The 25,566-nt window shown below is 68.6% G+C and carries 18 protein-coding genes and 1 pseudogene; 12 read left to right on the top strand and 7 right to left on the bottom strand.

Annotation, left to right across the window (positions count from 1 at the left end; translation table 11 throughout):
- Nucleotides 1–26 precede the first annotated feature (26 nt).
- The 5 genes from BI06_RS12025 to BI06_RS12040 all read left to right on the top strand — a co-directional run bounded on the left by BI06_RS12025 (nucleotide 27) and on the right by BI06_RS12040 (nucleotide 5,019).
- Nucleotides 27–800 (top strand): DNA methyltransferase, encoded by a 774-nt coding sequence (locus tag BI06_RS12025; protein WP_051740825.1) that lies wholly within the window; start codon nucleotides 27–29, stop codon nucleotides 798–800.
- 112 nt (nucleotides 801–912) lie between these two features.
- On the top strand, nucleotides 913–2,172 hold the full coding sequence (locus tag BI06_RS55090; RefSeq protein WP_149030353.1) for a DUF317 domain-containing protein: 1,260 nt from the start codon (nucleotides 913–915) through the stop codon (nucleotides 2,170–2,172).
- Nucleotides 2,079–2,687, top strand: a complete 609-nt coding sequence (locus BI06_RS46190; protein ID WP_149030354.1) for a DUF317 domain-containing protein — start codon at nucleotides 2,079–2,081, stop codon at nucleotides 2,685–2,687. The genes BI06_RS55090 and BI06_RS46190 overlap by 94 nt, the downstream gene beginning before the upstream one ends.
- A gap of 236 nt (nucleotides 2,688–2,923) precedes the next feature.
- The gene (locus tag BI06_RS12035; RefSeq protein WP_082526588.1) at nucleotides 2,924–4,090 is read left to right on the top strand and encodes a DUF317 domain-containing protein; all 1,167 of its coding nucleotides are present in this window, start codon (nucleotides 2,924–2,926) and stop codon (nucleotides 4,088–4,090) included.
- Between the two features lie 116 nt (nucleotides 4,091–4,206).
- On the top strand, nucleotides 4,207–5,019 hold the full coding sequence (locus BI06_RS12040; RefSeq protein ID WP_051740826.1) for a hypothetical protein: 813 nt from the start codon (nucleotides 4,207–4,209) through the stop codon (nucleotides 5,017–5,019).
- 415 nt (nucleotides 5,020–5,434) lie between these two features.
- On the opposite strand, the gene BI06_RS12045 is transcribed toward BI06_RS12040, so the two are convergent.
- The 3 genes and pseudogenes from BI06_RS12045 to BI06_RS55470 all read right to left on the bottom strand — a co-directional run.
- Nucleotides 5,435–6,289, bottom strand: coding sequence for a DUF5655 domain-containing protein (locus tag BI06_RS12045; protein ID WP_368666575.1), 855 nt, complete (start codon nucleotides 6,287–6,289; stop codon nucleotides 5,435–5,437).
- 689 nt (nucleotides 6,290–6,978) lie between these two features.
- Complete coding sequence (locus BI06_RS12050; protein ID WP_158516419.1) at nucleotides 6,979–7,962, bottom strand: site-specific integrase; 984 nt, start codon at nucleotides 7,960–7,962, stop codon at nucleotides 6,979–6,981.
- 63 nt (nucleotides 7,963–8,025) lie between these two features.
- A pseudogene (locus BI06_RS55470) lies at nucleotides 8,026–8,229 on the bottom strand (hypothetical protein); the annotation flags it as partial.
- Between the two features lie 1,134 nt (nucleotides 8,230–9,363).
- Between BI06_RS55470 and BI06_RS12060 the strand changes: the two are divergent.
- Together BI06_RS12060 and BI06_RS12065 are read left to right on the top strand one after the other, a co-directional pair.
- A complete protein-coding gene (locus tag BI06_RS12060) occupies nucleotides 9,364–10,200 on the top strand; it encodes an NgoMIV family type II restriction endonuclease (protein ID WP_233290113.1) in 837 nt (278 codons plus the stop codon).
- Nucleotides 10,201–10,598: 398 nt separating this feature from the next.
- A complete protein-coding gene (locus BI06_RS12065) occupies nucleotides 10,599–11,615 on the top strand; it encodes a DNA cytosine methyltransferase (protein WP_043467792.1) in 1,017 nt (338 codons plus the stop codon).
- Nucleotides 11,616–11,854: 239 nt separating this feature from the next.
- Here BI06_RS12065 and BI06_RS46195 read toward each other — a convergent pair.
- Nucleotides 11,855–12,648 (bottom strand): IS5 family transposase gene (locus BI06_RS46195; protein ID WP_369826108.1). Its coding sequence is split into 2 segments (ribosomal slippage): nucleotides 11,855–12,316 and nucleotides 12,319–12,648, totalling 792 coding nucleotides; the frame shifts between segments, so codons are not numbered across the junction.
- Nucleotides 12,649–13,067: 419 nt separating this feature from the next.
- On the opposite strand from BI06_RS46195, the gene BI06_RS12075 reads away from it, so the two are divergent.
- Nucleotides 13,068–14,345: a DNA cytosine methyltransferase gene (locus BI06_RS12075; RefSeq protein ID WP_043467796.1), complete on the top strand. Its 1,278-nt coding sequence runs from the start codon at nucleotides 13,068–13,070 to the stop codon at nucleotides 14,343–14,345.
- A gap of 27 nt (nucleotides 14,346–14,372) precedes the next feature.
- Here BI06_RS12075 and BI06_RS12080 read toward each other — a convergent pair whose 3' ends face one another.
- The 3 genes from BI06_RS12080 to BI06_RS12090 all read right to left on the bottom strand — a co-directional run bounded on the left by BI06_RS12080 (nucleotide 14,373) and on the right by BI06_RS12090 (nucleotide 17,429).
- Nucleotides 14,373–14,876: a very short patch repair endonuclease gene (locus tag BI06_RS12080; protein WP_255360209.1), complete on the bottom strand. Its 504-nt coding sequence runs from the start codon at nucleotides 14,874–14,876 to the stop codon at nucleotides 14,373–14,375.
- A gap of 14 nt (nucleotides 14,877–14,890) precedes the next feature.
- Nucleotides 14,891–15,844: a NaeI family type II restriction endonuclease gene (locus BI06_RS12085; RefSeq protein WP_051740829.1), complete on the bottom strand. Its 954-nt coding sequence runs from the start codon at nucleotides 15,842–15,844 to the stop codon at nucleotides 14,891–14,893.
- Nucleotides 15,845–16,217: 373 nt separating this feature from the next.
- A complete protein-coding gene (locus BI06_RS12090) occupies nucleotides 16,218–17,429 on the bottom strand; it encodes a DNA cytosine methyltransferase (RefSeq protein WP_233290114.1) in 1,212 nt (403 codons plus the stop codon).
- A 163-nt stretch (nucleotides 17,430–17,592) separates the two neighbouring features.
- Here BI06_RS12090 and BI06_RS12095 point away from each other — a divergent pair, with 163 nt between their 5' ends.
- From BI06_RS12095 to dptG, 4 genes are all read left to right on the top strand, one after another.
- The gene (locus BI06_RS12095; RefSeq protein ID WP_043467798.1) at nucleotides 17,593–18,804 is read left to right on the top strand and encodes a restriction endonuclease; all 1,212 of its coding nucleotides are present in this window, start codon (nucleotides 17,593–17,595) and stop codon (nucleotides 18,802–18,804) included.
- A 648-nt stretch (nucleotides 18,805–19,452) separates the two neighbouring features.
- Nucleotides 19,453–20,313 carry a helix-turn-helix domain-containing protein gene (locus BI06_RS12100; protein ID WP_082558439.1) on the top strand — a complete coding sequence of 287 codons (861 nt, stop codon included), beginning with the start codon at nucleotides 19,453–19,455 and terminating at the stop codon, nucleotides 20,311–20,313.
- Nucleotides 20,310–22,142: a hypothetical protein gene (locus BI06_RS12105; protein WP_043467803.1), complete on the top strand. Its 1,833-nt coding sequence runs from the start codon at nucleotides 20,310–20,312 to the stop codon at nucleotides 22,140–22,142. Before BI06_RS12100 ends, BI06_RS12105 begins: the two co-directional genes overlap by 4 nt.
- 2 nt (nucleotides 22,143–22,144) lie before the next feature.
- The gene (gene dptG, locus BI06_RS12110) at nucleotides 22,145–23,818 is read left to right on the top strand and encodes a DNA phosphorothioation-dependent restriction protein DptG (protein ID WP_043467804.1); all 1,674 of its coding nucleotides are present in this window, start codon (nucleotides 22,145–22,147) and stop codon (nucleotides 23,816–23,818) included.
- Nucleotides 23,819–25,566: the final 1,748 nt, after the last annotated feature.

Genomic DNA, 25,566 nt, shown 5'->3' on the forward strand with positions numbered 1-25,566 from the left:
CCCCGACCAGGAGGTCAGTCCGCCCCTTGCCCTACGAAATCCACCAGGGCGACGCCCTCACCCGGCTCGCCGCGATCCCCTCGAACTCCATCGACGCCGTCATCACCGATCCGCCCTACAACTCGGGCGGACGCACCGCCCAGGAGCGGACCGGCCGAACGGCCCGGGCGAAGTACACCTCGAACGACGCCGCCCACTCCCTCGCCGATTTCCCCGGCGAGAACAAGGACCAGCGGAGTTACACGTATTGGTTGTCCCAGCTCCTGGCCGAGTCCTACCGTGCGACCAAGACCGGCGGCGTCGCCCTCGTTTTCACCGATTGGCGTCAGTTGGCTGCCACGAGCGACGCGCTGCAGGCCGGCGGCTGGATCTGGCGCGGCGCACTCGCCTGGTACAAGCCCGCCGCCAGGCCGCAAAAGGGCCGTTTCACTCAGCATTGTGAATTCGTGCTGTGGGGGAGCAAGGGCCCGATCGACGGCGACGCCCACCCGGTTTACCTGCCCGGCCTGTACACCGCATCCCAGCCGCGGGCGGGCCGCGTCCACATCACCCAAAAGCCCGTCTCGGTGATGCGGGAACTGGTCAAGATCTGCCGCCCGGGCGGCACGGTGCTCGACATCTGCGCGGGCAGCGGCAGCACCGGAGTCGCCGCCCTGCTGGAGGGCCGGAACTTCGTCGGCGTCGAGGTCACCCCGCACTACGCCGGCATCGCCGAGCAGCGTCTCGCGGAGACCGAGCGGCAGATCGCCGAGGGCACGACCGACCCCGAGGCCGCGGACGAGGAACAGGCCGAAGCCTGATCACCGACAGCCGGGCCGCCCCCACCGGGGCGGCCCGGCCCCGCCCGAGCCCGAAGGAGACTCCCTGAGCACCCCCGCCCCCGACCTCGAAGTGGTGGTCGCACCAGGCCACTTGGCCGGACCAGGCGACGCCGAGGCAGCCCTTGCCCACTTCCTCGAAACATCCCCCACCTGGGGCCGCTACAGCCCGGGGCAGGACACCACCGTCGCCCTGCACGAGTCCCTCCTCGCCGCGATCGAACTCGACCACGACACCACCACCGGGCCCCGCTGGAACATCGCCGCGTACGCCTCGCCCGTCGGCGAGCGGACCTGGAACGCCACCTTCTGCACCCGCACACCGGTCGAGGTCGTGACCGCGGTGGCCGAGCGACTCTCCCACGCCCTGACCGCGACCTCCGAAGCGGTGCGCGACGAACTGCTGTGGGGGCGCCGGTCGCTGGACAACACCATCGCGGCTGACCTGGAAGCCGCCGCCGACCCGTGGCAGCGGGAGACCGCCCCCGTCCCCGGCGTCTACAGCTACACCCGCCCCGACGACACCGCCGGCATCGCCGTCAACCACAACATCGGCGACATCCGCGGGATCGGGCCGACCGTCACCGTCTGGGGCGGCCCCCGCGGATACCCCAGCGATCGCTGGCACGCCGCCTTCACCGGCCACACCCCCAACGCCCTCATCAGCGCCGCGCTCGACGAGGTCGTCAACCCCCTGCCGGCGCTCCGCCAGCGCCTCCAAATCCCCGCCGCCAACCGCACCCAGGTCCACCTCGAACCGTGCCCCCGCCGCCACCTCCCACCCGGGACGGGGCAGCAGTCCGCCCGCGAAGGCTTGCCAGCCGAGCCCGGACCCGCCGGCCCCGGCCGGCCCGACCCGAACGCGGTCACCATCCGACGCACCGACGAGGGCGCGATCGTGGCGAGCGGCGGGGACGAGCACACCGCCTTCCTCGTCGGCACGACCGGCTTCGCACCCACCCCCGGCAGCCCGAACCACTACACCCTGCCCACCGGCCACCAGCACTACGAGGAGAAACGAGATCGCCACCGACGCGGCCCTCCTCCTCGCCACCGCCGGGTACGACGTCACCCTCGACCCCACCCCTCGGCAGCCGCCCAGCAGCACCACCCTTCATCGCCGTCACCGGAGACCGCCTACCGAGCAACGCCGCGGAACAGCTGGCCGAGCGCATCGACGAGGTCACCACCCACCTGCTGCACACCACCGACCCGGCCGAGGCACGCAGGGTGGCCGGCGTCATCACCGGCGAGGGCGGCGTGCTGGAACGCAGCGCCCGGGCCCTGCGCGCGGCCGGCGGCTGGGCCATCCACCACCGCGTCGGCGGAGACGCCGGTGAAGCGCTCCGGCTGACGGCCGAGATCGTCGCCTCCGGCCGGGAGGCCGCCGACCACGCCGTCGGCCGCCTCGACACCGACCGCTCGCCGCGATCCGCAGCAGCCCGCACCCGCACCACACCGGTCACCCCGACCGCCGAGATGGCCAGCGTCTACCGCTGCACCGCCCCCGCCGGGCAGATGTTCGTCGGGGAGAGCCGCGCCTGGCAGATCAGCGGCGGCAAGCTCGGTCCGGGCGAAGTCGAGGGCTGGACCATCGAGATGTCGGAGAACATCCCGGCCCCGCTCCTGGAAGCCGTCACGGCCGCGATGGCCGACCCGGCGCCGGTGGCCCGCCTCGGCCGTGACCTCACCTCCGAGCACCTGCTGTACCTCGACGTCCGCCCCCTCGCCCCCAAGGCAGCATCCGGCCCGTCCGCGCGGGCCCTGGCCGCCCGCACCCGCGTCGTCCTCTCGCCGCCAGCCCCGGCCGCCGGCCACTCGGCCATCGCCACCACCCCACCGGACCAGTTCCGGCAGCCGACCCGCTGAGCACCTCCAACGGCACGCGTTCCTGAGCACTAGATCGACGACCACGAGGAGCACCGGCCCCTTCGACAGCGACGCCGACCGCGCCCGCCCCCACCAGCGGCCGGGCCATTCCTCCAGCCGCCCACAGCGGCGCACCCCAGTTCCTGCGCCCCCTGCGAGAAATCCTGAAACCCACCCACGCCACCGTACTCACCGCCCTCGCACCGCTGGCCGACGGCACCGCGACCGGCCGGCAGATGATCGCACGCCGAGGCGGAGTGCTCGTCACCGCCGAGCTCGCTCACGCAGGCATCCGCGACGACACCTTCAACGGAATCCGAATCCGAGCCGTCGTGCGGGAGACCGGCGCCGAACTGGGCTCGAACCGCTTCGACTTCGACACCCACGCCACCGTCCCCAACCCCGGCTTCGTTCACCGCATCGATGACCTCGACCGGATGCACCGCTTCGGAGAACTCACCCCCGAACTCCTGCAAGACGCCATCGACCGGTACCTGGACCTCTACACCGACGCGCCGCCCGGTGTGCCGGGTCGGCACCGCGTCGCACCGGCCCTCCCCCGCGCTGACACCGCGGGACCGACCCGCAAGTCCGTCCAGGACCCATCCCCGGTGCTGGTCAGCCCGCTCTACCTCGCCGGTCCCGCCGGCCCCCGGGAACTGGCGACCGCACCCCTGCTGGAGCACGGCTGGAGCGTGCGCACCGACCGGTCGACGACGACCTACACCAGCCCGTCCGCTCTCCATCACGTCGTCGCCACCCCGGAATCCGCCATCTGGGCCTGGACCGTCACCGGGCTGCACCACGCCGGCGGCCCCCCGGCGTGGCGTGCAGCGGCCGACGCGAAGACGCCGCCCGAGATCATCGCGGCGCTGACCACCGCCGTCACCCAACTCCCCGGCCCACGTGATCCGCGCCGCGCGCTCCCACCGCCCACTGCCGCCCTGGACCAGCTGGCAGCCGCCGGATGGCGACGGCTGCCCCACCTCCCCGACGACATCATCTACGTCGAGCCCATCCACGGGCTCGCCCGCGTGTCACGCTCTCTTCCCGCCGCCCACCACGCCTTCCGCCGGGACGACTGGCACATCAACGGAGGCAGGCTCAACCTCGGGCCCCGGGCAGGCTGGTACATCGAGATGGACTCCAGCATCCCGTCCCCGCTGCTCGCCGCCGTCACCGGCGCACTGCTGGACCCCACCCCAGTGGAGCGCCCCCGGCACAGCCTCGCCGACGAACACCTTCCCCACCTCGACATCACCACCGTGCAACCCGACCGGACCCTGGCGGCGGGTCGCGCCAGCGCAGCCCGCCGCACCTCCTCGGACTCCACGAACACCACGGTGTTCGCGACTCCTACGCCCGCCCCGCCCCAGCCAGCTGGCACCCGCCGAGTCCGCTGAACCGACCACCACCGCCACGGCGCAGATTCATCAGGGAGCACGGCCTGACCACCACCGCCCTCAACACCATCGAACGGATCGCCCGCGCCACCGCCTACCCCACCACGCAGAAGATCATGATCCGCGGACTGCTCGACACCCCCGGCTCGTACGCCGCCCTTGCCGCAGCCGTCCACCGCGACGACCTCCGCCCGACCGCACTCGCCGCCGTCCGCGCCCTCGTCGAACAGGACATCGACGCGGGCCGACCCTGGCCCTCCGAAGCCGCTCGCTGGCTCAGCCGCGCCAACGCGGACTGGCAGACCAGCGCCGCCCTGGCCAACCACCTCGCCTGGTACGCCCGCAGCCGGCGCAACAGCGCCCTCGCCTACCTCACCGGCAACGACCACCTCACCCAGCCCGGCACCGACCGCACCCATGCCCAAGCGCTCCGGCACATCCACCTCGCCGCTCTCCGCTTCGACTTCCGGTGCCGCAGCATCCAGCAGCTGCTCGACCAGGCCCCGGTGAGCGAGCGCACCCGCTGGGATCCGTACACCCGCGCCCTCGCCGCCTTCGCCCTCCTCGGAAGCTCCGCCCCCGGCGCCCTCGAAGCCCTGGACCGCAGCCTCGCCGAGTCCGGCGACAACCCCCAGGTCTGCCACGCCTTGCTCCACGGCCTCTGGCTCGGAGATGGACTACCCGACCAGGCCGAGCGGATCCTCGAGCTGGCAGCCTGGCCCACCTTCGACGACGCCGACCCGATCATGATCTTCCGCACCGCCACCGCCTGGCGGAACCTCGGGCGCCGAGCCGAAGCCCTCGCGGCGATCGACAGCGCCCTCGAAGCCCTCGGCCCGAACCAGCCCGAAGTGCACGCCGACCTTGTCCGCGAACGCGCGCTGATCACCTCGCTGTCCCGAGAACCGCAGCACGACCGCGAACACTGACCCCACGCGAACACTGACCCCACTTGAATCCGGCCTGCGCCCGGAGTTGCCACCCCTTGACACGGAGGACCACCATCGAACAGCCGAACCCCCAGGATCGTCAGCCCGCCGCCCCTCACCCAAGCCTTGCCGGAGGCGAGGAAGGCCGGACGTACCAGCGAGACCTGAGCCGCTGGGCCGCCCGCCGGGCCCACATCAAGCAGGCCCTCAACTCGCCCCCCGCCGGGCAGGCGAGCGAACCGCCTGCCACCGCACCACCATCCCGTCACCGCCGCCGCTGACCGCCGCCCGCCCCTGCCCGGCTGAGCACTGAACACCAGAGTCAGCACCCAGACCCAGCCCTCCGTTGAGCGGGCCGAACAATGGCGATGGGCCGTACCCCGGAAAGGGGGTACGGCCCATCGCCATTGCCGGACTACGCTGCAGCGGCGTAGCTCGTCCGCAGCAGCGCCATCGACCGGTCGAGATCCTCCACCGAGCCGATCCGGACCTCCAGCTCGCCCGTCCCGAGGTGCCCGATTCTCCGGACGTCCCGGGTCCAACCCGGGACCAACTGGACCGTCGTCGGGTCGACGCGCAGGAAGACGACCAGAGCCTGCGCCAGCACCCGGACGCAGGCGAAGTTCCGCCGCCGGCGGTAGGCAACGTAGTGTTGCAGCGACACCGCGTGGCCCTCGCCCAGGTCGAGCAGGCGCGAGTCGAGCTCCTCGTACAGCCCTTGGATCTCGCCGCTGGCCTGCGCGAGCACGTCGGTGACCGTCCGACGGTTGGCCGAGACCGGCCGCGCAAGCTCCGAACGCCGTCCCGACAGGGTGCCGCACCCGCCGGCGACCGACGCCGCCAACTCCAGCGTCACCAGGTCGTCCCCGTAACGCCGGTAGACCACCATGTCGATCCGGTGGTGGGACATCCCGGCCGCCACGAGGTCGTACCGGCTGAAGTCCGCCGCGATGCACACCACCCGCGGGTTGCTCCAGTCCACCTGCTCAGCGGCCTCGGCACCGAGCCGCTGCTCGACGAGCGCCTCGAACTCGGCGCGGTTCTCCACCAGCCACGAGAGGTAGAACAGCCCCTGCGCGAGGACCGACTCGCTGCGCTGGCGCTTGTACTCGATCAGCACTGGGCTGCCGTCCTCGTCGAGACCGAGGCTGTCGATCCGACCCCGGTGCACCGGGCCGGTGGAGTACTCGCTCGCCAGGAAGCGGACGCCGCCCAGCATCTCCTCCATGTTCGCCTCGACGAGAGCTTGGAGGTGACGCTCCAGCTCCACGGTGTCACCCTCGACACGACGAACATCCCCATCAGAAACGCGGAACACCTGCAGACCCGCCACGTACCCCCCAGCACACCATCCGCCGGACCGCCCGGGGATGAGCCGGACAAGCTACATGCCGGAAGCAGGACAATCTAGTGCTTGTCGCGTTTATCGCACTTTGCGCAGGCGGGAATAGGGCGGTCAGAGGCGGGGGTAGTGGGCAGTCTCGCGTTACTCCGAGTGACGGACGCTCGTAGGGCTTGAGGCTGAGGGGGCGAGGAGCCTTGCCAGGGGAGAATGCCCTCGAGTAGGCGATTGCGGCGTGTAACGATGGCCGTGGGACCACTTTGGGACCACGCCTCCTGTGCGCCGATGGACGGCGATGGGCGGATATGGACATTTCTGCACATAGTAACCATTGAGCCACTGTCAGCTGACCCTTGCGGAGTGAAGGTGCGATGCGGTTCAACTCGGCGAGTGGTAGGCTAGTTTGAGAGCTTGAGGTTGACGTGTTGGCTTCGCTCGAAGAGGGCGGAAATGGGGCCTACTTGACTGGGGGTCAAGGGGTCGCAGGTTCAAATCCTGTCGTCCCGACGTATGTGAGCAGCGGGTCTGTCAGAAATGACAGGCCCGCTGTTCTCGTTCGGGTGAACGGTGATGGCGACGTGATGGCGGGGCATGTGGCCCTGGTGACGTCTCGTCGGTTAAGCGGCTTCCGGAAGGTCCGACGCCCGGCTGTCGGGGGCGACGGGAGGCGGCGAGGCGTCGTCCAGCGCCTGGCACAGGGCGGTGACAGCATCGCGCGCGGCGTGCGGGAGCAGATGGCCGTAGATGTTGACCGTGGTCGACAGCGTCGAGTGCCGCAGCGTCTTCGATACGACGGCCAGCGGAACCCCGGAGCTGATCATGATGCTGGCGGCCGTGTGCCGCAGATCGTGCACGCCGATCCGGGGGAGAGTGATCTCAGCCGACCTGCGGCGCAGCGTGACCAGGAGGTGTTGCGGGCGCAGTGGCGCGCCGTCCGGTTGGCAGAACACGAGTCCTTCGAGCGGTGCTCCCTCCGGCAGGATCGCCCGCGCGGCGGCGGTGCGCCGCTTCAGTGCGGCGGTGACCCGGGCAGACAGGCTGACCCAGTTGCGGCTCGCCTTGGTCTTGGGGTGGCCGAGGTGGAGGTGGTTGTTGTCGACGGCGGTGAGGTTCCACCGCACCAGCAGCATTTGCTCGGCCAGGTGCACCTCGGGCCAGTGCAGGCCCAGCAGTTCGCCTCGGCGAAGCCCGGTGCCCAGCAGCACCTCGAAGGCGTCGGCTAGCTGGTCGCCGTAGGCGTCGTGGTTGTGCCGCAGGAAAGCCGCAGCCTGTGATGGCGTCCAGCAGATCCGCTCGGGAGCGGCGGGGCGGGGCATGACGGCGTAGCGCGCCGGATTATCGGCCAGTCGCCGCGTGCGGACCGCGGTGTTCAGGGCGCTGGAGAGGGTGGCGCCGGCCCGGTAGACGCTGGTGCGTCCCCGGCCGCGGGCCAGTTCGGCTTCGTTCCAGGCGGTGATGTGCCGTTCGCGGAGGTCGGACAGTTTGAGTCGGCCGAAAGCCGGGATGAGGTCGTTGTGTACGTGGTCGCGGTAGCGGGCGTAGGCGGTGGGCTTGAGCACGTCCTCCTTGGTCCGTAGCCAACCGGCCAGATACCTGGCCACTGTCAGGTCGTCCTCGAGATCCAATCCGGTGCGTTCGCACTCAAGAGCGCGCTCCAACGCCTCGTGCGCGGCCCCGCGGGTACGGAAGCCGCTGCGGCATCGCTGCCGACGGCGCCCGTCGGTCGAGGGCACGTCGAAGGCGTAGGCCCAGGAGCCGTGGCGCGTTGAGCGGTTGAGGCTCGGGCACCGGGCACCGAATTGTTTTCCGCCGGTGTCGCGGCAGCCGCAGCGCCGGTAGATCCGGCCACGGTCAGGATGAGCGGTCATGTGGTTACCTCCAGCTAGGAGAGCCTGACCCCACGATGGCCGCCGGCGTTCGGAGACGGCAGCTGGCGGAGCATGGCGTTTGAGTTGCCATCACTCCGCCATCACCCGCCACCGGCGCGCTGCCGTGAACAGGGCGTGCCCCTTGGCAGTGAGGTCGCCAGATCGACTTGTGACGAGGTCGAACTCCCGGCAGTCACCTGCTAGGAGGTCTCACGTCAGCGCTGTCGCGGGATAGGCAAGGGGTCATGGCGGTGCCAGATCAGTGATCGATCTTCGCGGCGAAGCTTCGCAGATCCCCATTCCAGGCGGACCACATCGTCAGCCAGCGAGCAGGCGTAGGCGACGAGAACAAGCTTGGTGTCTGGCGAGAGGCGTGCGAGATCCGCATGAGGCTCGTCCTCAACTGCGCCGGATCAAGGGCGCCTTGGGGATCTCAGGGTGCACGGAGCGGGGAGTGCTACGTGGTGAGGCTGAGAGTGGGCTGGCGGGGACCGTCGGCTCGACCGAGTCCACCGCTGAGCCCTTCGATACCCGCCGCACTTCGGCGGCCATCCGAGGCCAGAGCCTGCAGAACGGTCGCCCGGGAGATTCCCAGCTTACGGGCCACCGTCCGGGTCAACAGGCCCTCGCCCCGGCGCAACCGGCGGATCTCAGCCCTGTTCTCCGCGCGAATCACCCTCGCTTCCTCGTGACTCCGGCACTGCTGAAGCCCGGATGATCACGAGACCGCCGATCGGCCCTCTTCTGATCCATTGTCCGCGGCCCTCATTTCAACCGTTGCCGACAGGGCAGGGCGTTCCGTCCTGGACCCGGTGCGCCGGCAGGTCCAGTCCGTGACCTTCCTGTATGCAGTCCTTGGTCCTCCCTCCCTCCGTGCGCTCGCGCAGGGGTGCGGTAGCGGCCGTATAGAGGGCTGCTGATAGCGAACCGGCAAGGCGGCTGTCGGTGGAACCCATTGATGCCTCCCTGATGACGCAGGCCGGCGATACTCATCGGTATGCCTATGGAGGCGAGTGCCCGCTTTTCGTGTACTGCACGCGGCTGTACATCCCTCTCTTCGCAAAAGTGACAGGCTAACTCAAACCGGACGATCTAGGCGGGGCTCGCATGGCAGCGGTACTTACCGAAGCAAGGGTGAACTTTCACAAGAATCTCATTGGCAGGAGCACTCTTTCTCTGTCGCATGATGGCGTGGCTTCGAATGCTGACGGCAGCCAGAATACTAGTAGGTCTATTGCGTTCAATATTGCGCAGGATCTTGGCGCCGAGATTATTCAGGAGAAGCTCAAGGGCCAGCGAGCTGGTAAGCAGTTCGAAGAGGCTGTGGAAGCCTTCCTGGTGGAGACCTTCCCGATGTTCCAGTCGCTCCGCCCGGGTGGCTGGATTGTCGAGAATGTCGGAGGCTCGCGCGCCGGATACCAGATCTCGAAGTATGAGCCATTTACTCACTTGGCTTCCCTTGCGACTGCCATTGAGCAAGACCGGACTCTGGCTTCGGTCCTGGGAAACTCTTATGAGATCAGCCCAGATATTCTGGTGCTGCGAAAGCCTGAGTCGGACGCGACGATCAACCGGGAGCGCGAACTCGTAGACGCGGAATCTGGCCAGTATGCTGTCATTAGGAGCGCCAATCAGGAGCGTTCCATCGTTCACGCGATAGTATCGTGCAAGTGGACGTTGCGTAGCGACCGCGCCCAGAACGCGCGCTCAGAGGCCTTGAACGTCATCCGGAACCGCAAGGGGCGCACGCCGCACATCGCGGTCGTCACAGGGGAACCGTCACCCGCCAGGCTCGCATCTCTTGCCCTGGGAACTGGCGACATCGATACGGTCTACCACTTTGCCCTCCCGGAACTGATCAGGGCAGTAGAGAAAACGTGCAACGACGAGGCAAGCACAATGCTGCACACTTTGGTTGCGGGAAACCGTCTCCGTGATATCAGCGACCTTCCGCTAGACCTAGCTGTCTAGCCGCGCGCTGTGGAAAATTCGGGCGGACCGCTATGAACTTGAAAGGGTGAAGTTTGCGCGCTCGCCGGGCGTTGGGCGCTACGGGTGCCGGTAGCCGTGTGCTGCAAGGTGTGTTCTGCAGTTGTGCCCGATTGGCCGGGGGCATCTGCCGCCGCGGGCGACCTGGTGATATCGCATCGCCTCGTGTCGGGCTCGATCCAACCGTGGCAGCTGGATTACGTCGGCGCCGCGGCAACAGGGCCCTCACGGAGCCGTGCCCGTCTCAGCAGCCGGTTCGGCGGTCTACGCCTGTATGGTCGTGTGGGCTGGTCGGCTGCTGTCTGCGCCAGTCGGGCAGGACGCAGCTTGCCGTACCTGACCGAGCCACGTTCACTGTTCCCATCTGTCCCGGAGGCCTGATGCCTGCCCCCGTCGCTCCTGACACCCTGGACCTGTTCGCCGGGCCCGGCGGTTGGTCTGAGGGCTTGCGCGGCTACCACGGGATCACTGACATCGGGATCGAGTGGGATGCCGCGGCCTGCCGGACGCGGGCTGCCGCCGGGCATCCGACTGTTCGTGCGGACGTCGCCCAGATCGCCACGGCGCCGATGGTCGGCCGTATCCGCCGCTTCATCGCGTCTCCGCCGTGTCAGGCCTGGTCCAGGGCGGGCAAGCAACTGGGGCTCCGGGACCAGCCCCTGGTCCACCAGGCGATCGATGACCTCGCCAGAGGCCGGGACACCCGGCCGCAGCTCCTGGCCGCATGCCGGGACCCCCGCTCCCTGCTCGCCGCCGAGCCTATGCGCTACCTCCACGCCCTGCGGCCAGAGGATGCTGTCATGGAGGAGGTCCCCGATGCCCTCCCGCTGTTTCGCCACTATGCCGAGGTGCTTCGGGGCTGGGGCTACAGCACCTGGTGCGGTAACCTGAACGCCGCCGACTTCGGCGTTCCGCAGAGCCGACGCCGCGCGATCCTCATCGCCTCGAGCCTGCGTACCGCCCAGCCTCCCGAGCCCACGCACACCGAGCACGGCGAGGATGGCAACCTTTTCGGAGAGTCCCGGGCTTGTTGGGTCTCCATGGCGGAAGGCATCGGCTGGGGCGCCACCGACCGGCCTGCGCCCACCGTCACCGCCGGCGGCGGCAAGACCGGCGGCGCCGAGCCCTTTCCAACTCAGGCCCGCCGCGCTCTTGCCGAGTCCCGCGACCGTGGATGCTGGAAGGGCCGCAGTGCCGCCTTTGACTCAGCGCGCATCACCGTCTACGAGGCGGGCCTGCTGCAGTCCTTCCCCGGGGGCTACCCGTGGCAGGGAACCCAGACGAAGCAATATGAGCAGGCCGGAAACGCCGTGCCGCCACTGCTGGCCGCACACGTGGCTGCGGCGGCATTTGGCCTGCCCCAGCCGCGGGCTGTGCCAGTGGTGACTGCAGCCTGATGTGATGGTTCGCGTAGCCGGAAAGCTTGAGTCGGCGGAAAGCCGGGATCAGGGCATTGTGTATGCCGTTGCGGCAAACGGGCGTAGGTGGTGGGCCCAAACTCTGCGAGTAGGGGGAGTCGGCACCCTTGAAGGCGGAGCCCTTCCGAACTGCCAGTTCGCCGTCGATGCCAGCAGCAACACTCGTGCGAGGTATCGCAACATCGCCAGAAGTATGTCCTGCCCTCTTAGAAGACATCTCATTTGGAGAGTCTGCGGGTGCAGATGATGGCTGCTGCGATGCTGGCAAAGGCGGCGAAGTGGTCGGCCTTGCGTTCGTAGCGGCGATGGAGGCGGCGGAACCCACCCAGCCAGGCCACGGTGCGCTCGATCACCCAGCGGTGCTGGCCGAGACGGCTGGACGAGTCGATGCCGCGGCGGGCGATGCGGGCCGGGATCTGCCTTCGGCGCAGGTAGGAACGTATGAAGCGGTGGTCGTAGGCCTTGTCGCCGTGCAGCTTGCCGGGCCTGCGCCGTCTCGGGCCTCGACGCGAGCGGATCGGTGGAATGGCGTCGACGAGCGGGACCAGAGCCTGGCTGTCGTGGACGTTGGCCCCGGAGACCGCGAGCGACAGGGGTAAACCGGTACGTTCGGTGAGCAGGTGGATCTTCGACCCGTACTTGCCCCGATCAACAGGATTCGGGCCTGTCAGCTCCCCTTTTTCAGGGCCCGCATGTTCACCGAGTCGACCGCGCACCTCGACCAGTCCAACTCGCCGCGCGCGCCGAGCTCGTCCAGGACAACCCGGTGGAGCTTGGCCCACACCCGGGCCCTGCTCCACTCGGTGAAACGCCTGTGCGCGGTGGGCCCGGACGGGCCGAAACAGGGAGGCAGCTGGGCCCAGGTGCACCCCGAGGTTGCGACGAACACGATCGCCGCCAGAACCTCCCGGTCGCCGTAGCGACGCCGGCCACCTCCCTGCGGCCGGGTCGGCGCCTCCGGCACCACCAACTGGAACAGCTCCCACAACTCGTCTGGGACGAGACGCTCCACGATCGTCACACCTGAAGCCTACTCACCCATCCAAATGAGATGTCTTCTTAGGGCTCACTCTCATGTCACAGGTCACCCTGGGTGATGTCTCCAGGTGGACCGAGCAGCTACAGGAGACCCGTAATCCCGATCACTGCCGATGAGAACGTGTCCTCGTTCACATCGGCGCGTTGTGCAGGGTCAGGGCAGGATTCGGGCCACGTCGACCGGTATGTCAGAGCTCGCAACTAGACTGGCTGATCCGGTCCACACAGGCCGCTTGTCCCGGCGCGCCGCGCAGGTGAGGCTTGGACGGGGGATGGAGCGGCAAGGTCACACCCGAAGGGAGGTAGCTAGTTTGTTCGATACCATGGCTGTTTCCAGCTTGACGCCTGGCGCCTCCCGTCCCACAGGCTCGGCGCGTGTTGTACGGAGGAAGAATGTCTGCCCTTGAGGTTGTCGAGATCTGCGCAGGAGCAGGGGGGCAGGCCCTCGGCCTCGAAGGGGCAGGGTTCAAGCACCGGCTCGCAGTCGAGCTCGACCCGAACGCATGCGACACCCTCAGCCTGAACCGGCCGGCGTGGAAGGTCGCAAAGGGCGACGTTGCGGACGAGTCGACCTGGAACCCCGACGAGTACAAGGGTGTCTCGCTCCTGGCAGGAGGCGTCCCCTGCCCCCCGTTCACCATCGCCGGCAAGCAGCTCGGCGCCACCGATGAGCGAGATCTGTTCGCCTGGGCAGTCCAGCTCGCAGGCCGCATCAAGCCCAAGGCGCTCATGCTGGAGAACGTGCGAGGACTGAGCGCCAACCGCTTCTCGGCCTACCGGCAACACGTCCTAGACACGCTCCGCGACTATGGCTACGTGGGTGAGTGGCGGCTCCTCCAGGCATCCCAGTTCGGGGTGCCGCAGCTCCGGCCGAGGTTCGTCCTGGTGGCACTCCAGGACGAGTACGCCGACTATTTCCACTGGCCCGAGCCCCTGCCCGGACCGGCGCCCACCGTCGGTGAGACGCTGAAGGACCTCATGGCAGCCAACGGCTGGGGCGGCGCCGAGGCATGGGCCGCCGAGGCCGACGACATCGCACCCACGATCGTCGGCGGCTCCAAGAAGCACGGAGGAGCAGACCTCGGCCCCTCCCGGGCCAAGGCGGCTTGGGAAGCCATGGGCGTCGACGCCTGGGGCATTGCCAACGAGGCGCCGAAAGCAGACTTCAAGCCGGCCGTGAGCAAGAAGGGCGAAGTCAGGGGCGGCCCGAAACTGACCAGTCGCATGGCCGCACGGATCCAGGGCTTCAGCGACGACTGGCAGTTCTCTGGAGGAAAGACCAGCGGATACCGCCAGATCGGCAACGCCTTCCCGCCGCCAGTCGCCAAGGCGGTCGGGCTCTCCATCGCAAAGGCGCTCCGGAAGGAGGGCGCCCCCCGCGAGCGGGTCGAGATCACCCATGACCCGGTGTACCGGCTCCTCCGCGGCAAGAGCGAAGCGATGACCGCAGAGCAGATTGTGGCCGCACTGGACAAGACCGGTGTCGTCATGGGCATGCACGACATCGAGCGACGCCTCTCCCACCTCGGCCGCGACTTCCACATCGAAGAGACCGAGGCCGGCCAGGACGGCGCCATGGCCTACCTGCTCCGTGACTTCAAGGCATTCGTCGGGCAGGAAGGCCATGACCGGCACGAGCTCTTCAAGGCCAACAAAGCCAAGATCAGCTGAGTCTGATCGGCATGCCGCCCGCGGGCCTCAGCCTGCGGGCGGCTCTGCGTCTGGGCGCCCCTGCTTGTCCTTCGCCCGCCGCCGTTTCCGCTCGGCGAACTCCTTCCTCCGGGTCACGACAGCGGCTACCACTGCGTCCGCGCACTCCTCAGGCGACTGGTGCGCCCAGAACCGCAGCACGAGCCACCCTTCGCTGGCGAGGCGCTCGTCGGTATCCCGGTCACGGGTGACGTTCCCGCTGATCTTCGACTCCCAGTACGAGGGATTAGTCTTCGGCGGAACGAAGTGCTCCGGGCAACCGTGCCAGAAGCACCCGTCGACGAAGACGGCCACCCGCGTGGGACGGAACAGAAGATCAGCCGTCCGCCGCATACCGGGCAGCGGCTTTGCTGCCACCCGGTACCGAAGCCCCTCGGCGTGAACAAGGGAGCGCAGCGCGAGCTCGGGAGACGTGTCCCGGCTCCGGATCGCCTGCATGTTGCGGCGCCGGGCAGCCGAAGAAGCCCATGATCCTTCCGGGGCAACCCACACGGCCGCATCCGCCTCTACCGCTCCGGCAGCAGCGGCGCCTCCACGACCGGGTCGCTTTCCCGCGCTACCACCCACTTGATGCCCTCCAGCTCCACCCAGCGTGCGTCCGCGTGCTTTAGAGTCCAGGGTGCCAGGCGGACGCTTAGGGACTCGCCGGCACCTGGCACGGGCAGGCCGAGGGCCTGCGCTACCACCTGGTGATTCCCGTACTGGCCGAGAATCACGATCCCCTCCGGCCGGAGCGCCTCGCGGGAGCCGCCGTTGTACCTTATACGTTTCATGAAGTCGTCCTGCTGGGCGACAGTGGCGACCACCCCGCGGGAGACGATACGGCCCTGTGTGCGCCGGAATAGCTCATGCACCCGCTGGGTGCCGTACCGTGACGCGAAGATCGCGGCGATGTCCTCCGTGGACAAGCGCAGCAGGATGTTCTCGGGAAGCGGCGCATCCTCGAAGAGCCAGCGAACGGCGTTCTTGCGGGCAGCGGCGGTGAGAGACCGCTTGCCGTCCCGGTTTCCCTCCTTCTTGGTAAGCACTTCCTCGGTGACCCGGAACAGCCCCGCAGACCAGCGGCCAGCGTCATCACTGGCCCACAGCCCGAGACACAGATGCCCCATCGCCTCAGGCGGGATCATCCAGCGGCCCAGGTCCTGGGAGTACTTGCAGTCCACGTCGACGCCGTCGATGGAGTAGTCCATCTTGTCACCGTCAGCGAAGCCGAAGGCGCGCTGGAGATTGATCTCTACAAGAGTGCCGGCATGCGTTTTCTCGGTTTTGTGAAGGTCCTCCCAGCGGAACCGGCCCGTGTGCTGGCCGTCGAACAGCATGTCGAAGGTGCGGCGCAGGGCTGCAGCGAAGATCCCACCGTGTGGGTCTGCCGACAGGATTGCCCCGCGGACGCGGGTCAGCTCCGTGTCAGCGGCGGGCCCAAAAGGAGAGAGGGTGAACAGTGGGTCGGCCGACGGCATATCAGCTCATCTCTTCCGAGGGGACATCATTGACTGGCGAGGAACTCTCGCCGGTGGGCAGGCCGACTGAGTCGGCCTCGGATCCGGTGCGTTTGGAAGCCTTGTGTTACTTCGATCTGTATCAGGCGGAAACCCTGCTATTCAGCCGTGATGGCAGGCGCTTGTGGACTTCGCCAGCGCGCCGTGCTGTCCCTCGAAGGAGGCTTGGGGTTTGGAACGCTTGCTACCACCCGATGCTGACGATCAATGCGGCGATGCCATGCCGCTCATACTGGCCGCACTCCGGTCGGTGCGCGGTGAGCACACTCCCACTCGTAGGGGATGCGACACTGGCGGCACCCATCAGCGGCGCCCTCTTGATAGCAGACAGTGGTCAGTGCGCCAGCAGGTGTGCGTGGATGGCTTGCGCGAGTGCCCTGCCAAGGCCGACCGGGACACTGTTCCCGATCTGGCGGGCGATCTCGATCTTGGTGCCGCACCACCTGTACGTGTCGGGGAACCCCTGGATGAGAGCTGCCTCGTAGTGGGTGATTGGACGATGCCTCGTCGGGTGGAGGTAGCGGCCCTTCTCCGGCTTGAAGAACTCGGTGCGGATGGTGACGGCAGGCCGGTCCGGGTACAGCCGTCCCATCACGTCACCCGTCCCAGAGGTGTGGCGGTCCCAGCTTTCAGTTGAGAGGTAGACCTCACGACCCTCTATGACGGCGTACCTTCCTTGCAGATTCCGGCGGTTGCCGCCTACTGGGATAGCTGCGTACCGGGCGAGCGAGAGAGGCCTGGGTGTACGCCCGATGTGAAGGTCGGTAGTCCGGAAGGCGCCGGGAACCAGGCGCCCGAGAGGAGCGCAGCTGAGCGGCGGCAGGTCGGTTCCGGTGATCTCCAGCCGGGCAGAGCGCTCGAATACGCCCGCCACGCTGACCCACGGGAGTCGCCCAGTGTCCTCCTCGGCGCTGAAGAGTGTGGTCTCCTGCAGCTTCACAGACTTCGCGTGGGTAGACGCCGGGTGCAGCAGCTGCGGGATGTCCTTGCGGGTGCCGATGACGATGACACGCTTACGGGCTTGAGGAACACCGTAGTCAGCGGAGTTCACGATCTTCGCCGCAAGCTGGTAATCGGCGAGAGCCCCGCCGGGCGCGGCGGCTTCCTGCAGCTGGGCGAACTCCGCAGAGACCAGGAAGCGGTCGACATTCTCCAGAACGAAGATCATTGGGCGCACGATCTCTACCGTCCGCATGTACTCGCGCCACATCTCGTTGCGCGGGTCGTCAGCATGCTGTTTGCCCAGGCTGGAAAAGCCCTGGCAGGGAGGGCCGCCTGCGATCACGTCTGCCTGGTCGGCGTAGGGAGCCGGGTCGAAGTCGCGGATATCGCAGGCGTAGACGCGCGCGCTTGGGTGGTTGACCGCGTAGGTGGCGGCGGCTGCATCGTCGAACTCGACTGCGGCGATCGACTCGAAGCGTGCTGGCGACGAATGGTCCTCGGAGTAGGAGTGGAACCCGGCAGTCAGGCCGCCGCAGCCCGCGAAGAGGTCCATGACGGTGATGGGGTTCCTGGTGCTGGAGCCAGCGTGATCGGTGGAGGCCATGCCGGCGATCTTAGAGGGCTGGACTGACAGTGGTCCCGGCTCAGTTGACGCGACGAGACCCAGAACCCCCGAGTTGCTTCCTGGACAAATCGTGGCTGAACGCCGCACGGTGCGTGCTGGAGCGCTGCCCGCGATGTCCGGGTGCGGTGATAGACCTTCAGGCATGACTGTGTCCGCCGCGGCCGAGCCGCGTGTCGCCTTCTCCGACCTTAGTTCCTCTGATCTTGTCGGTGACGCCCTCTATGCCGGCGGTCCGAACAAGAACGCTGGGGACGATCCGATCGCGAAGCTGGTGCCCGGGGTTGGCAACCAGGGCGGGTTCCGCCACTGCGGGTGGCCTGCCAAGGGCACCGTCCGTCTCTCCGTCCTCTACACCACCGGCGGCGAGATTGACTGGCCCGACCACCTCGACCTGCAGACCGGGATCTTCACGTACTACGGGGACAACCGCACCCCAGGCAAGGAGCTTCACGACACTCCCCGGCAGGGGAACCTGTTGCTCCGCGACGCGTTCGCCGCCTCGCACGGAACTGCGGAGGAACGGGCGCAGCAGGTCCCGCCGATCCTCCTATTCGAGAAGGCCGCTGCCACCGGGCGGGACGTCCGGTTCCGGGGGCTGCTGGTCCCCGGCGGTCCGACCATGGCGCCCGACGACGAGCTGGCAGCGGTGTGGCGGACGTCAGGCGGCCGACGGTTCCAGAACTACCGCGCCCGCTTCACCGTGCTGGACCACGCGCGGGTCCCGCGGTCGTGGCTCCAGCACGTGCTCAGCGGCGGCGATCCCCTCGACGGGGACTATCCGCCCGCCTGGAAGAAGTGGGTGGAGACCCGCACATACACGCCGCTCCTGGCGCCGGCCACCAGCACCATCCGGTCGAAGGCCCAGCAGCTGCCGGACGACGTCCAGGGCGCAGCAATGCTCGGCGCCATACGGGAGCACTTCCAGGGCGATCCCTACGGCTTCGAGGCATGTGCAGTCGCTGTGTGGAGGCTGATCGCACCCGCCACGGGGCGGTGCGATGTGACCCGGCCGAGCCGCGACGGAGGACGCGATGCTGTCGGCGAGTACATCCTCGGCCCCCTCGCCGACCGCATCGCCATCGACTTCGCCCTCGAAGCCAAGTGCTACGCGGAGACCACTGCCGTGGGCGTCCGCGACGTCTCCCGCCTCATCTCGCGACTGCGGCACCGCAACTTCGGGATCTTCGTCACGACCTCCTACTTCCATAACCAAGTGCAGGAGGAGGTTCGCGAGGACGGGCACCCGATAGCGCTCGTCTGCGGTCGAGACATCGTCGATGCCCTGCGGCAGCACGGCTACAGCACCGTCGACGGGGTTCGGACCTGGCTGCGCCAGGCGTTCCCGAGGCTGTAGACCAGGCCAGGGCTCGCGCGGCTGCGATCTCAACGACCTGCAGGCTGGATCGGAGGATGGGCGCCCGCACTCAGAAGAGTGTGGGCGCCGCCCTGCCATCATGGCCAGCCCAGACAGGGCGTCCTGCCAGAGCACGGCCTCGGCAAGTGCGAGCTGACGCATGCTGCCGACGCACAGGGTCAGTGAGCGCCGGTCCTTACCGTGTATGCCGTAGCCGACACGGCGGGTCGGCATGAGAGCCGCCGGACGGCCGCAGGTGGGGGCACTCGACCCTTGTGCGCGCATGACGCTCAGCCTGCACCACAGCAGCGACAACAGCCAGACCGCATCAGCTCCCACCGTCCACCAGAGACGCAAGCGAGGGGTTCAGGACTGTCATCCAGTCTTTCCGTTCGGGAGTTCCGGGGCCCGGACTCGCTTGTCACCCTCTTCCCAGACACGACCCCCGTGAATGCCGACATCGCACCCGCACGGCCCGCGCCGACCCCTGGCCCCGCTAGTCGACCTCCACGCGCGGTCGCGGCCTCCGCACCGGGCCTCCGCCGAGAGCCGCCTGCCAATCGAGGCAGAGCAAGGCCTGGCCATGGGTTGCCTGTTGCGGCACTTCGCAACTCTCGTGGACGCGCGCGTTTCCCATGGTGTTGTGTGATGCCTGTGACGCTGCAGCCTGCCCCAGGGTTCGGACCGGCGCTGCGCCGACTGCGGCTCCGCAGCGGGATGACGCAGCGCCAGCTGGCCGATGCCTCTGGAACCCATCCCACCCATATCTCCCGCATCGAGTCGTGCACGCGAGACACAGTCAGCCGCGAACTCCTCCAGCGCCTCGGGGATACGCTCGACGCGCACGCTGAGCTGGCGGCGGCAGCCGGCCGCCTCACCGCAGAGAGCGAACGGGCCTTCAGCCAGTTTGCAGCCGCTCTCGAAGACCCGGTCCTGGGAGCCCGGACTATCCCGGCACTGCGGCGTATCTGCGCAGTGGTGCGGGCGGAGGACCTGCTCGCCCGCACACCCGGCGGTGCTGTTGAGGGCGCACGGATCGAGCCCAGGGCCCTGTGCCGCCAGCTGCGGCTGCAGCCGGTCCTCAGGCATGCCTCTTCCGGCCCGCTCCTCGTCTTCGACGGCCGCAAAGCCATCGTTTCCGACCCCGGGACGCCCGGCGACCCCGCCGCCATGCCCCGCATCCGTTTCCTGCTCGCCCATGCCGCAGCGCATGCACTGGAGCACCAGGCCTCCTGCGACTTCCCGGGCCCGGGCGCCGGTGAAGTGCTCGCCTGCGACATTGCAGCGCATCTCCTGTGCCCGGCCCATCTGCTGCGCAGCACCTTCCGCGCGGCTGTATCCGACGCGGGTGAGAGCGCCCGCAACCCGTGGACCCCGGACAGCGGCGACATCGTCACGGCCGTCGCCCGCAGGCTTGGAGTCCCCGGCTGGATAGCTGCCCGCCGCCTTTCCGATGAAGCCTTGCTGGACAGCGAGGCCCTCCGATACACACCGGGAGACCGCCCGTGACAACCACCATGCCTTTCGACACGGGCCTTCCCAGCCCGATCGGAAGGCTCGCCCAGCTCCGCGCCCGCGCCAGCGAGGCCGTCGTACGCGACAACAGGCCGAGCGATATCCAGAAGCTGATGGCACCGCCCGGGAGCCTGGAGGACGAGCTCTGGGACAGGCTCGGTAGGCCCGGCGCCCCGCGGCTTCTGGTTCTCACTGGAAGCGCGGGCAGCGGCAAGAGCGCCACCATCAACCACCTGCTGCAGCGCGAGCGGGACACCGGCGCTGGCCGGATCGGCGTCCATCTCGCCGACGCGACGCACGCCGACGCCCCCGACCAGGAGCAGGTCGGGCGGCTGGCCGAGTTCTTCGCCCCCTTCGCCGACGGGACGCCGGCAGCCGCCGGCCCGTGCCGGGTCGTCGCGATGAACACGGGCATGGCGCTGCGCTTCTTCCACGACCTGCGCAGCCTGCCCGGGGCGCCGCCGCTCGCCGCGCTTGAAGCCCTCCTGCGCCGCCGGCTGGGCCTGCCGGGCGCTGTCGGCGACGTGCCTGAGGAGCTGGAATCCTCGGTGCTGGTCGTCAATCTGGACCACCGGCCGACCGCGGGTGAACCCGGCGACCTGTTCGAGGACGTGCTCCGCCGCCTGGACCCCGGCCTTGAGAACGGCGTCCTCGAAGGCGCCCGCCGCTGCGGCACGTGCACGGTGCGCGACTGGTGCTGGCCGATGGCCAACGCCGTACTGATCTCCTCACCGCAAGGGCGGGCGGCGCTCAACTCCGCAGCCGGCGATATCGCACTCGCACGCGGTCGCCAGCTCGCTCCCCGTGCCCTGTGGGATACGGCAGCCGAGCTGGCCCTGTCCGGGCTGGACCTCGACCACGGCAGCCAGGGGAGCAGCGATCCCTGCTCTGTAATCGCCGACATCGCCGACCGCAGGGACGAGGCTGCGCTGCTGGCAGGCCTCGCCTGCAACAACGCCCTGGCATCGGCCCGGCCCGGCAGCCTGGCAGCGGAGATCGCAGCCCGGGACCCGGGATACGCCCCCTCTCGCAAAGCGCATGAGCTCATCTCCTATACAGGCCTGGACCCGGACGATGACGCGCAGAGGCTCAGCGGCTGGCTGACCACCGGCTCCCTCCTGCACCCGGCTGCCGCCCGGGGAGCCCGTGCCCTGGCATCCAGCCAGGCAAGCGGCGCCGGTGGTCTGCAGCGGTGGGGCCGCGTCATGGCACGTGCGGCATGGCTCGCCGGAGATCTGGCGGCGGTCAGTGGGCTGCCGCCAGAGTTCGCCAAGGCCCTCCAGGCCCAGGCGTCCGGGGCCAGCTCCGCGGATGCCACAGAGGACGGCCGGATTCTGCAGGAGGTCCTGTACGACATCGAGGAGGGCCTTGCCGAGGTCTTCGGTGTCAAGAGCAGCCCCGAGTACTACTACCCGACCGCCGCGACCAGGTCGCGCGGCATCGCGGACCTCCTTGTCGAAGCCAAACTCGTTGAGGACGAGTGGATTACCACCGAGAAGGACCCGGTGGTAGCAGGCAACCCCGAAGGTTCCGCCGTTGTCGGCTACCGGCCGCTTGCTCTCTCGCTCAATGCCCACGGCCGCTCCATTGCGGTGGACTACCCGCTGTGGCGCATTCTGCGGCAGGCCGCAGGCGGAGCAGCCCCCTCCAGCACCGAGCTTGAGCGCTTCTTGGCACTGCGCCAGGCGATCCGCAGCGTAGGAGTGGCTGCAGGATTCGACCGGAACAAGCCGCTTCTGGTGCGAGAGCGCGAGGCTGCCGGCCGCAAGTTCCGCATCACTGCCAACCGCAACGGAACCCTGCGCACCACGGAGGTGCAGTGATTATGGCCGACCCGAATGTCCTCTGGGCCCTGGCAGGCATCACCGAAGCCACCGGTGTGAAAGTAGCGCTGGACAGCGGCACTCTCACTGTTGACGGCCGGGCTGTATCCCTGCCCGCGAAACTGACGGGTGAACGGGCGGAGCTCCTCGGCACGGAGGGGCTGCTGCTCACTGTGCCGCGCGCTGACGACCGGGACAAACTCCTCTGGCGCGTTATCGCGGAAGCAGGGACCGCGAAGGCAGGACTCCCGCTGAAGGACCGGGACCTTGCATCCAGCCTCGCAGACCGGCTCGATCTCGGGCCTGGCGCGTCAACGGCGGTAGCCGAGGCGCTCAAGGACCGCTTCTTCAACCACAAGGACGTCAAAGTACTCCTGCCGGTCCACGCCTCGCTGCCCCTCAACTACGAGCACACGTACGAGTCGGGCGACCCCGCCGGATACCGCATGTTCAATGGAGGCATCCTGCCGTTCCTGCTGTGGGACTCCCGCACCGGCTCGGTCGATGCAGCTCCCGTGGCCGACCTGCTCCGGGTCGCCGCCTCGCAGGACGACCTGACGGTCCTCGACCGCCGCTTCCTGGAGATCGCCCTCGACGGTGCCCCGAAGCCGGACGCCCAGCCGGAAGCCAGGGCCCTCATCGGGAAGTACACAGAGCAGATCGCCAACGATGCGGCCGCGGCAGGCGGAATGTTCTGCCAGCCCAGCCTGGACCTGTTCAGGCGGGACCTCAGAACCGTCCTGGCCACCGACCTCCCGCGCCCGGACAAGATCCAGTGGCTCACGCTCCTGCTCAGCCTCCACCTGACAGTCAGGCTGTACAGGATCGCCGTCGTCAAGGGAACCGAGCTCGACAACGCGGTCGCTGCCGCAGGCCAGCTGACAGCGCCTTCCGGCGGCGGCTCATGCCCCTGCCCAGCAGGCAGCGGGAGTCTGGAGGCCCTGCAGACCTGCACACTCGCCGGGCTTCTGCGCTTCCGCACCGGCAGCGGGCACTACCGGCCCGTGAGCAACCGCGACGGATGCCGATCCGCATATGCCGAGATCGACCAGCGGCGCCTGCTCGACATGCCGGCAACCCTGGTCACCGCCAACCTCGCCAGCCGCGCCTGGCACGCGCTCGGGGGAGGAGAGCCGGCAGAGCAGCGGGATCTCAAGGCGCTGGCAGAAGCACTGAACACGGATCCCGGACTCCGCACGGCGCACAGCGCCGCCTGCGCCGCCATCGCCGTCCTCCACCACGATGCCTGGCGCAAGGGGAAGGCCACCTTCGCGGAGCTCGAGGAAGCCGCCCGCACCGGGGCGAACCGCCCCGGGCTCCACGCGCTGCGCGACGACGTCCGGAAAATGCGCCGACGCGACCTGCGCCACCAAAGCCGCGACATCGTCAACCAGCTGATGGTCGAAGCCAACCTCGCCGGCCCGGGCTCTCTCATCACCCGGAACGGAACCCTCGGTTTCTACGAGATCGACGAGGAGCTCGCAGTGCTGCTCGTCCGGCTTGTCTGCCAGGACCGCCAACTTCCCTACGAGACGTTCCTGGAGGAACTGCGGGCCTACGGCCTTACGCCCCAGGATGCAGCCGAGCAGGAAGCGCTCGCAGATGCACTCGAACGCCTGGGGATGCTCGCACGCTACTCCGACTCGGGGGAGGCCTCCTTTGTCCACTACGCCTGAACACACAGACCACGACTTCACTGCTTCGCTGATCGCCAGCGCACTGGTCGACGAGGCCTCCCGGTCCAGCGGCCACCGTCGGCTCTACCTGGCGGAGCACCTCGGACTCAGCCCCGCCGCGGTCTTCCGGGCGCTCCGCGATTATCTTGAGCCGGATGCCGGAGTCACTGTCGACACCACCAGCGGACCTGTACGGCTGCAGGGCGTCCGGCTCAACGGCCCGGACAGTGAGGAACTGCTGGTGCCCTACCTCGTCGGGGAAGCCGGACCCAACTCCGGTTCAGCGGGATTCGCGGCCAAGCTCCGCGACGAGGTACCTGCGGGGACGGCACCGCGCGTGCTCCTCATCTTGGACAGGCACCCTGTGGAAACGGTCCGGACAGCAGCAGAGGACGCCGCCCTGCTGCCCTTGCTGCAATGGCCGCAGCTGCTGGACGCCGCCATTACAGGCGCCGCCCCGGCCGTACTGCAGCTCCTCAGGGCAGTCATCGACGACGACGCCCGCAATGCGCGCCTGAACCGGACTTCGGCAACCGCAGGAGCACTCAGGCGCCTGGCCGGCACGCCAGACGTCGTCCAGGCCGGCACCGACCTGCACCTCCTGGGCTGCTACCTCTCCGACCCCAGCGCCCACACAGACGCCAAGACCCGCCTGCAGTCGAACGCGAAATGGCGCGAGCAGCTCGACGCATGGTCCGCTCCCGACCAGGACCTCGAAACCCGCCTCGCACCCCGCTACCCATCCCCGGACAGCCCGGGCCTGGCAAACGTACGCAAGGCCCGCACGCCGTTCGGACTCGACTTCAGCGCATTCGTCCTCAACGACCTGCCGACAGGCGCAAGGGCCAAGCCGATGCGCCTGGCCTCACCCATGCGCATCCATGGGGCCGCCTGTGCCTCGCGGACGGGCAGTGCAGCCGTCTGGAAGCCCGGCGGCGGGCGCTTCTCCGTGCTTCTCCAGGCACCGGCGAGCAAGGCCGCCGCCGCCACCCTCGAGTGGGCCGACGGTGCTCCCCAAGAGGTGCTGGCGATCGCAGCGCAGGCCCGGGAAATCACCATCGACGCGGTCGGCCGCGGATGGCGTTTCGCGCGGCTGCAGCTCCCGACAGGCGAGCAGGCAGAACTGGCGGTCTTCCTCGAGCCGGGCGACTGGGCACCCTACGAAGCCGGCCTCGACCTCGACTTCGCCTCCTCAGCGTTCCGTTGCGCAGGCGATCCCAGGGTGCTTGCCATCGGCCCGACCGGCAAGCTCCTCGGCCAGACGGACCTGGACCTGTCCGGCCCCCGCACCGGCGACGGGGAACCGCAGAGCCTTGCTGCACGGCTGGGACCGCAGAGCCAGCCCATCGACCTGCTCTTCTCAGACCCCGTCGACTGGCCGGACGAGCCGGGCCCGGACGACGGCCCCGGCCCGGGCTCTGGCCCTGGTCCCGGTTCTAGCCGCACTCGGATCGCCCGCTCAGTCCCGCATGCCCGGCTCGCGGCCAGCACCGACGGCCCCCCGGCCGACAGCGGCTCCTTCCAGGTAAGCGCCGGGACAGGCGATATCCAGCCCGGCTCACGCCAGCTGGAATCCCAGTCCCTCGCTCCCGGCATCGACGGCCTCGCACTGGAGCGCCAGATCCTCGACAACCCGTCGGTCACGGCATTCACCGTTGCGCACAGTGCTTCCGGCGGGAAGCTGGAACCCCACGACTACCTGGACCAGCTCAACCTCTCAGGACTGTCGGCCGAACTGCTGGACGCAT

The organism is Kitasatospora sp. MBT66 (assembly GCF_000710405.2).
In the GTDB taxonomy this organism is placed as follows: domain Bacteria; phylum Actinomycetota; class Actinomycetes; order Streptomycetales; family Streptomycetaceae; genus Kitasatospora; species Kitasatospora purpeofusca.

Excerpts from the sequence above, each read along its gene's own strand:
- BI06_RS12075 (WP_043467796.1), top strand. The coding sequence starts at position 13,068 with ATGTCTGCCCTTGAGGTTGTCGAGATCTGCGCAGGAGCAGGGGGGCAG.
- BI06_RS12095 (WP_043467798.1), top strand. The coding sequence starts at position 17,593 with ATGACTGTGTCCGCCGCGGCCGAGCCGCGTGTCGCCTTCTCCGACCTT.
- BI06_RS12035 (WP_082526588.1), top strand. The coding sequence starts at position 2,924 with ATGATCGCACGCCGAGGCGGAGTGCTCGTCACCGCCGAGCTCGCTCAC.
- BI06_RS12040 (WP_051740826.1), top strand. The coding sequence starts at position 4,207 with ATGATCCGCGGACTGCTCGACACCCCCGGCTCGTACGCCGCCCTTGCC.
- BI06_RS12065 (WP_043467792.1), top strand. The coding sequence starts at position 10,599 with ATGCCTGCCCCCGTCGCTCCTGACACCCTGGACCTGTTCGCCGGGCCC.
- BI06_RS12085 (WP_051740829.1), bottom strand. The coding sequence starts at position 15,844 with ATGCCGTCGGCCGACCCACTGTTCACCCTCTCTCCTTTTGGGCCCGCC.
- BI06_RS12090 (WP_233290114.1), bottom strand. The coding sequence starts at position 17,429 with ATGGCCTCCACCGATCACGCTGGCTCCAGCACCAGGAACCCCATCACC.
- BI06_RS12100 (WP_082558439.1), top strand. The coding sequence starts at position 19,453 with ATGCCTGTGACGCTGCAGCCTGCCCCAGGGTTCGGACCGGCGCTGCGC.
- dptG (WP_043467804.1), top strand. The coding sequence starts at position 22,145 with ATGGCCGACCCGAATGTCCTCTGGGCCCTGGCAGGCATCACCGAAGCC.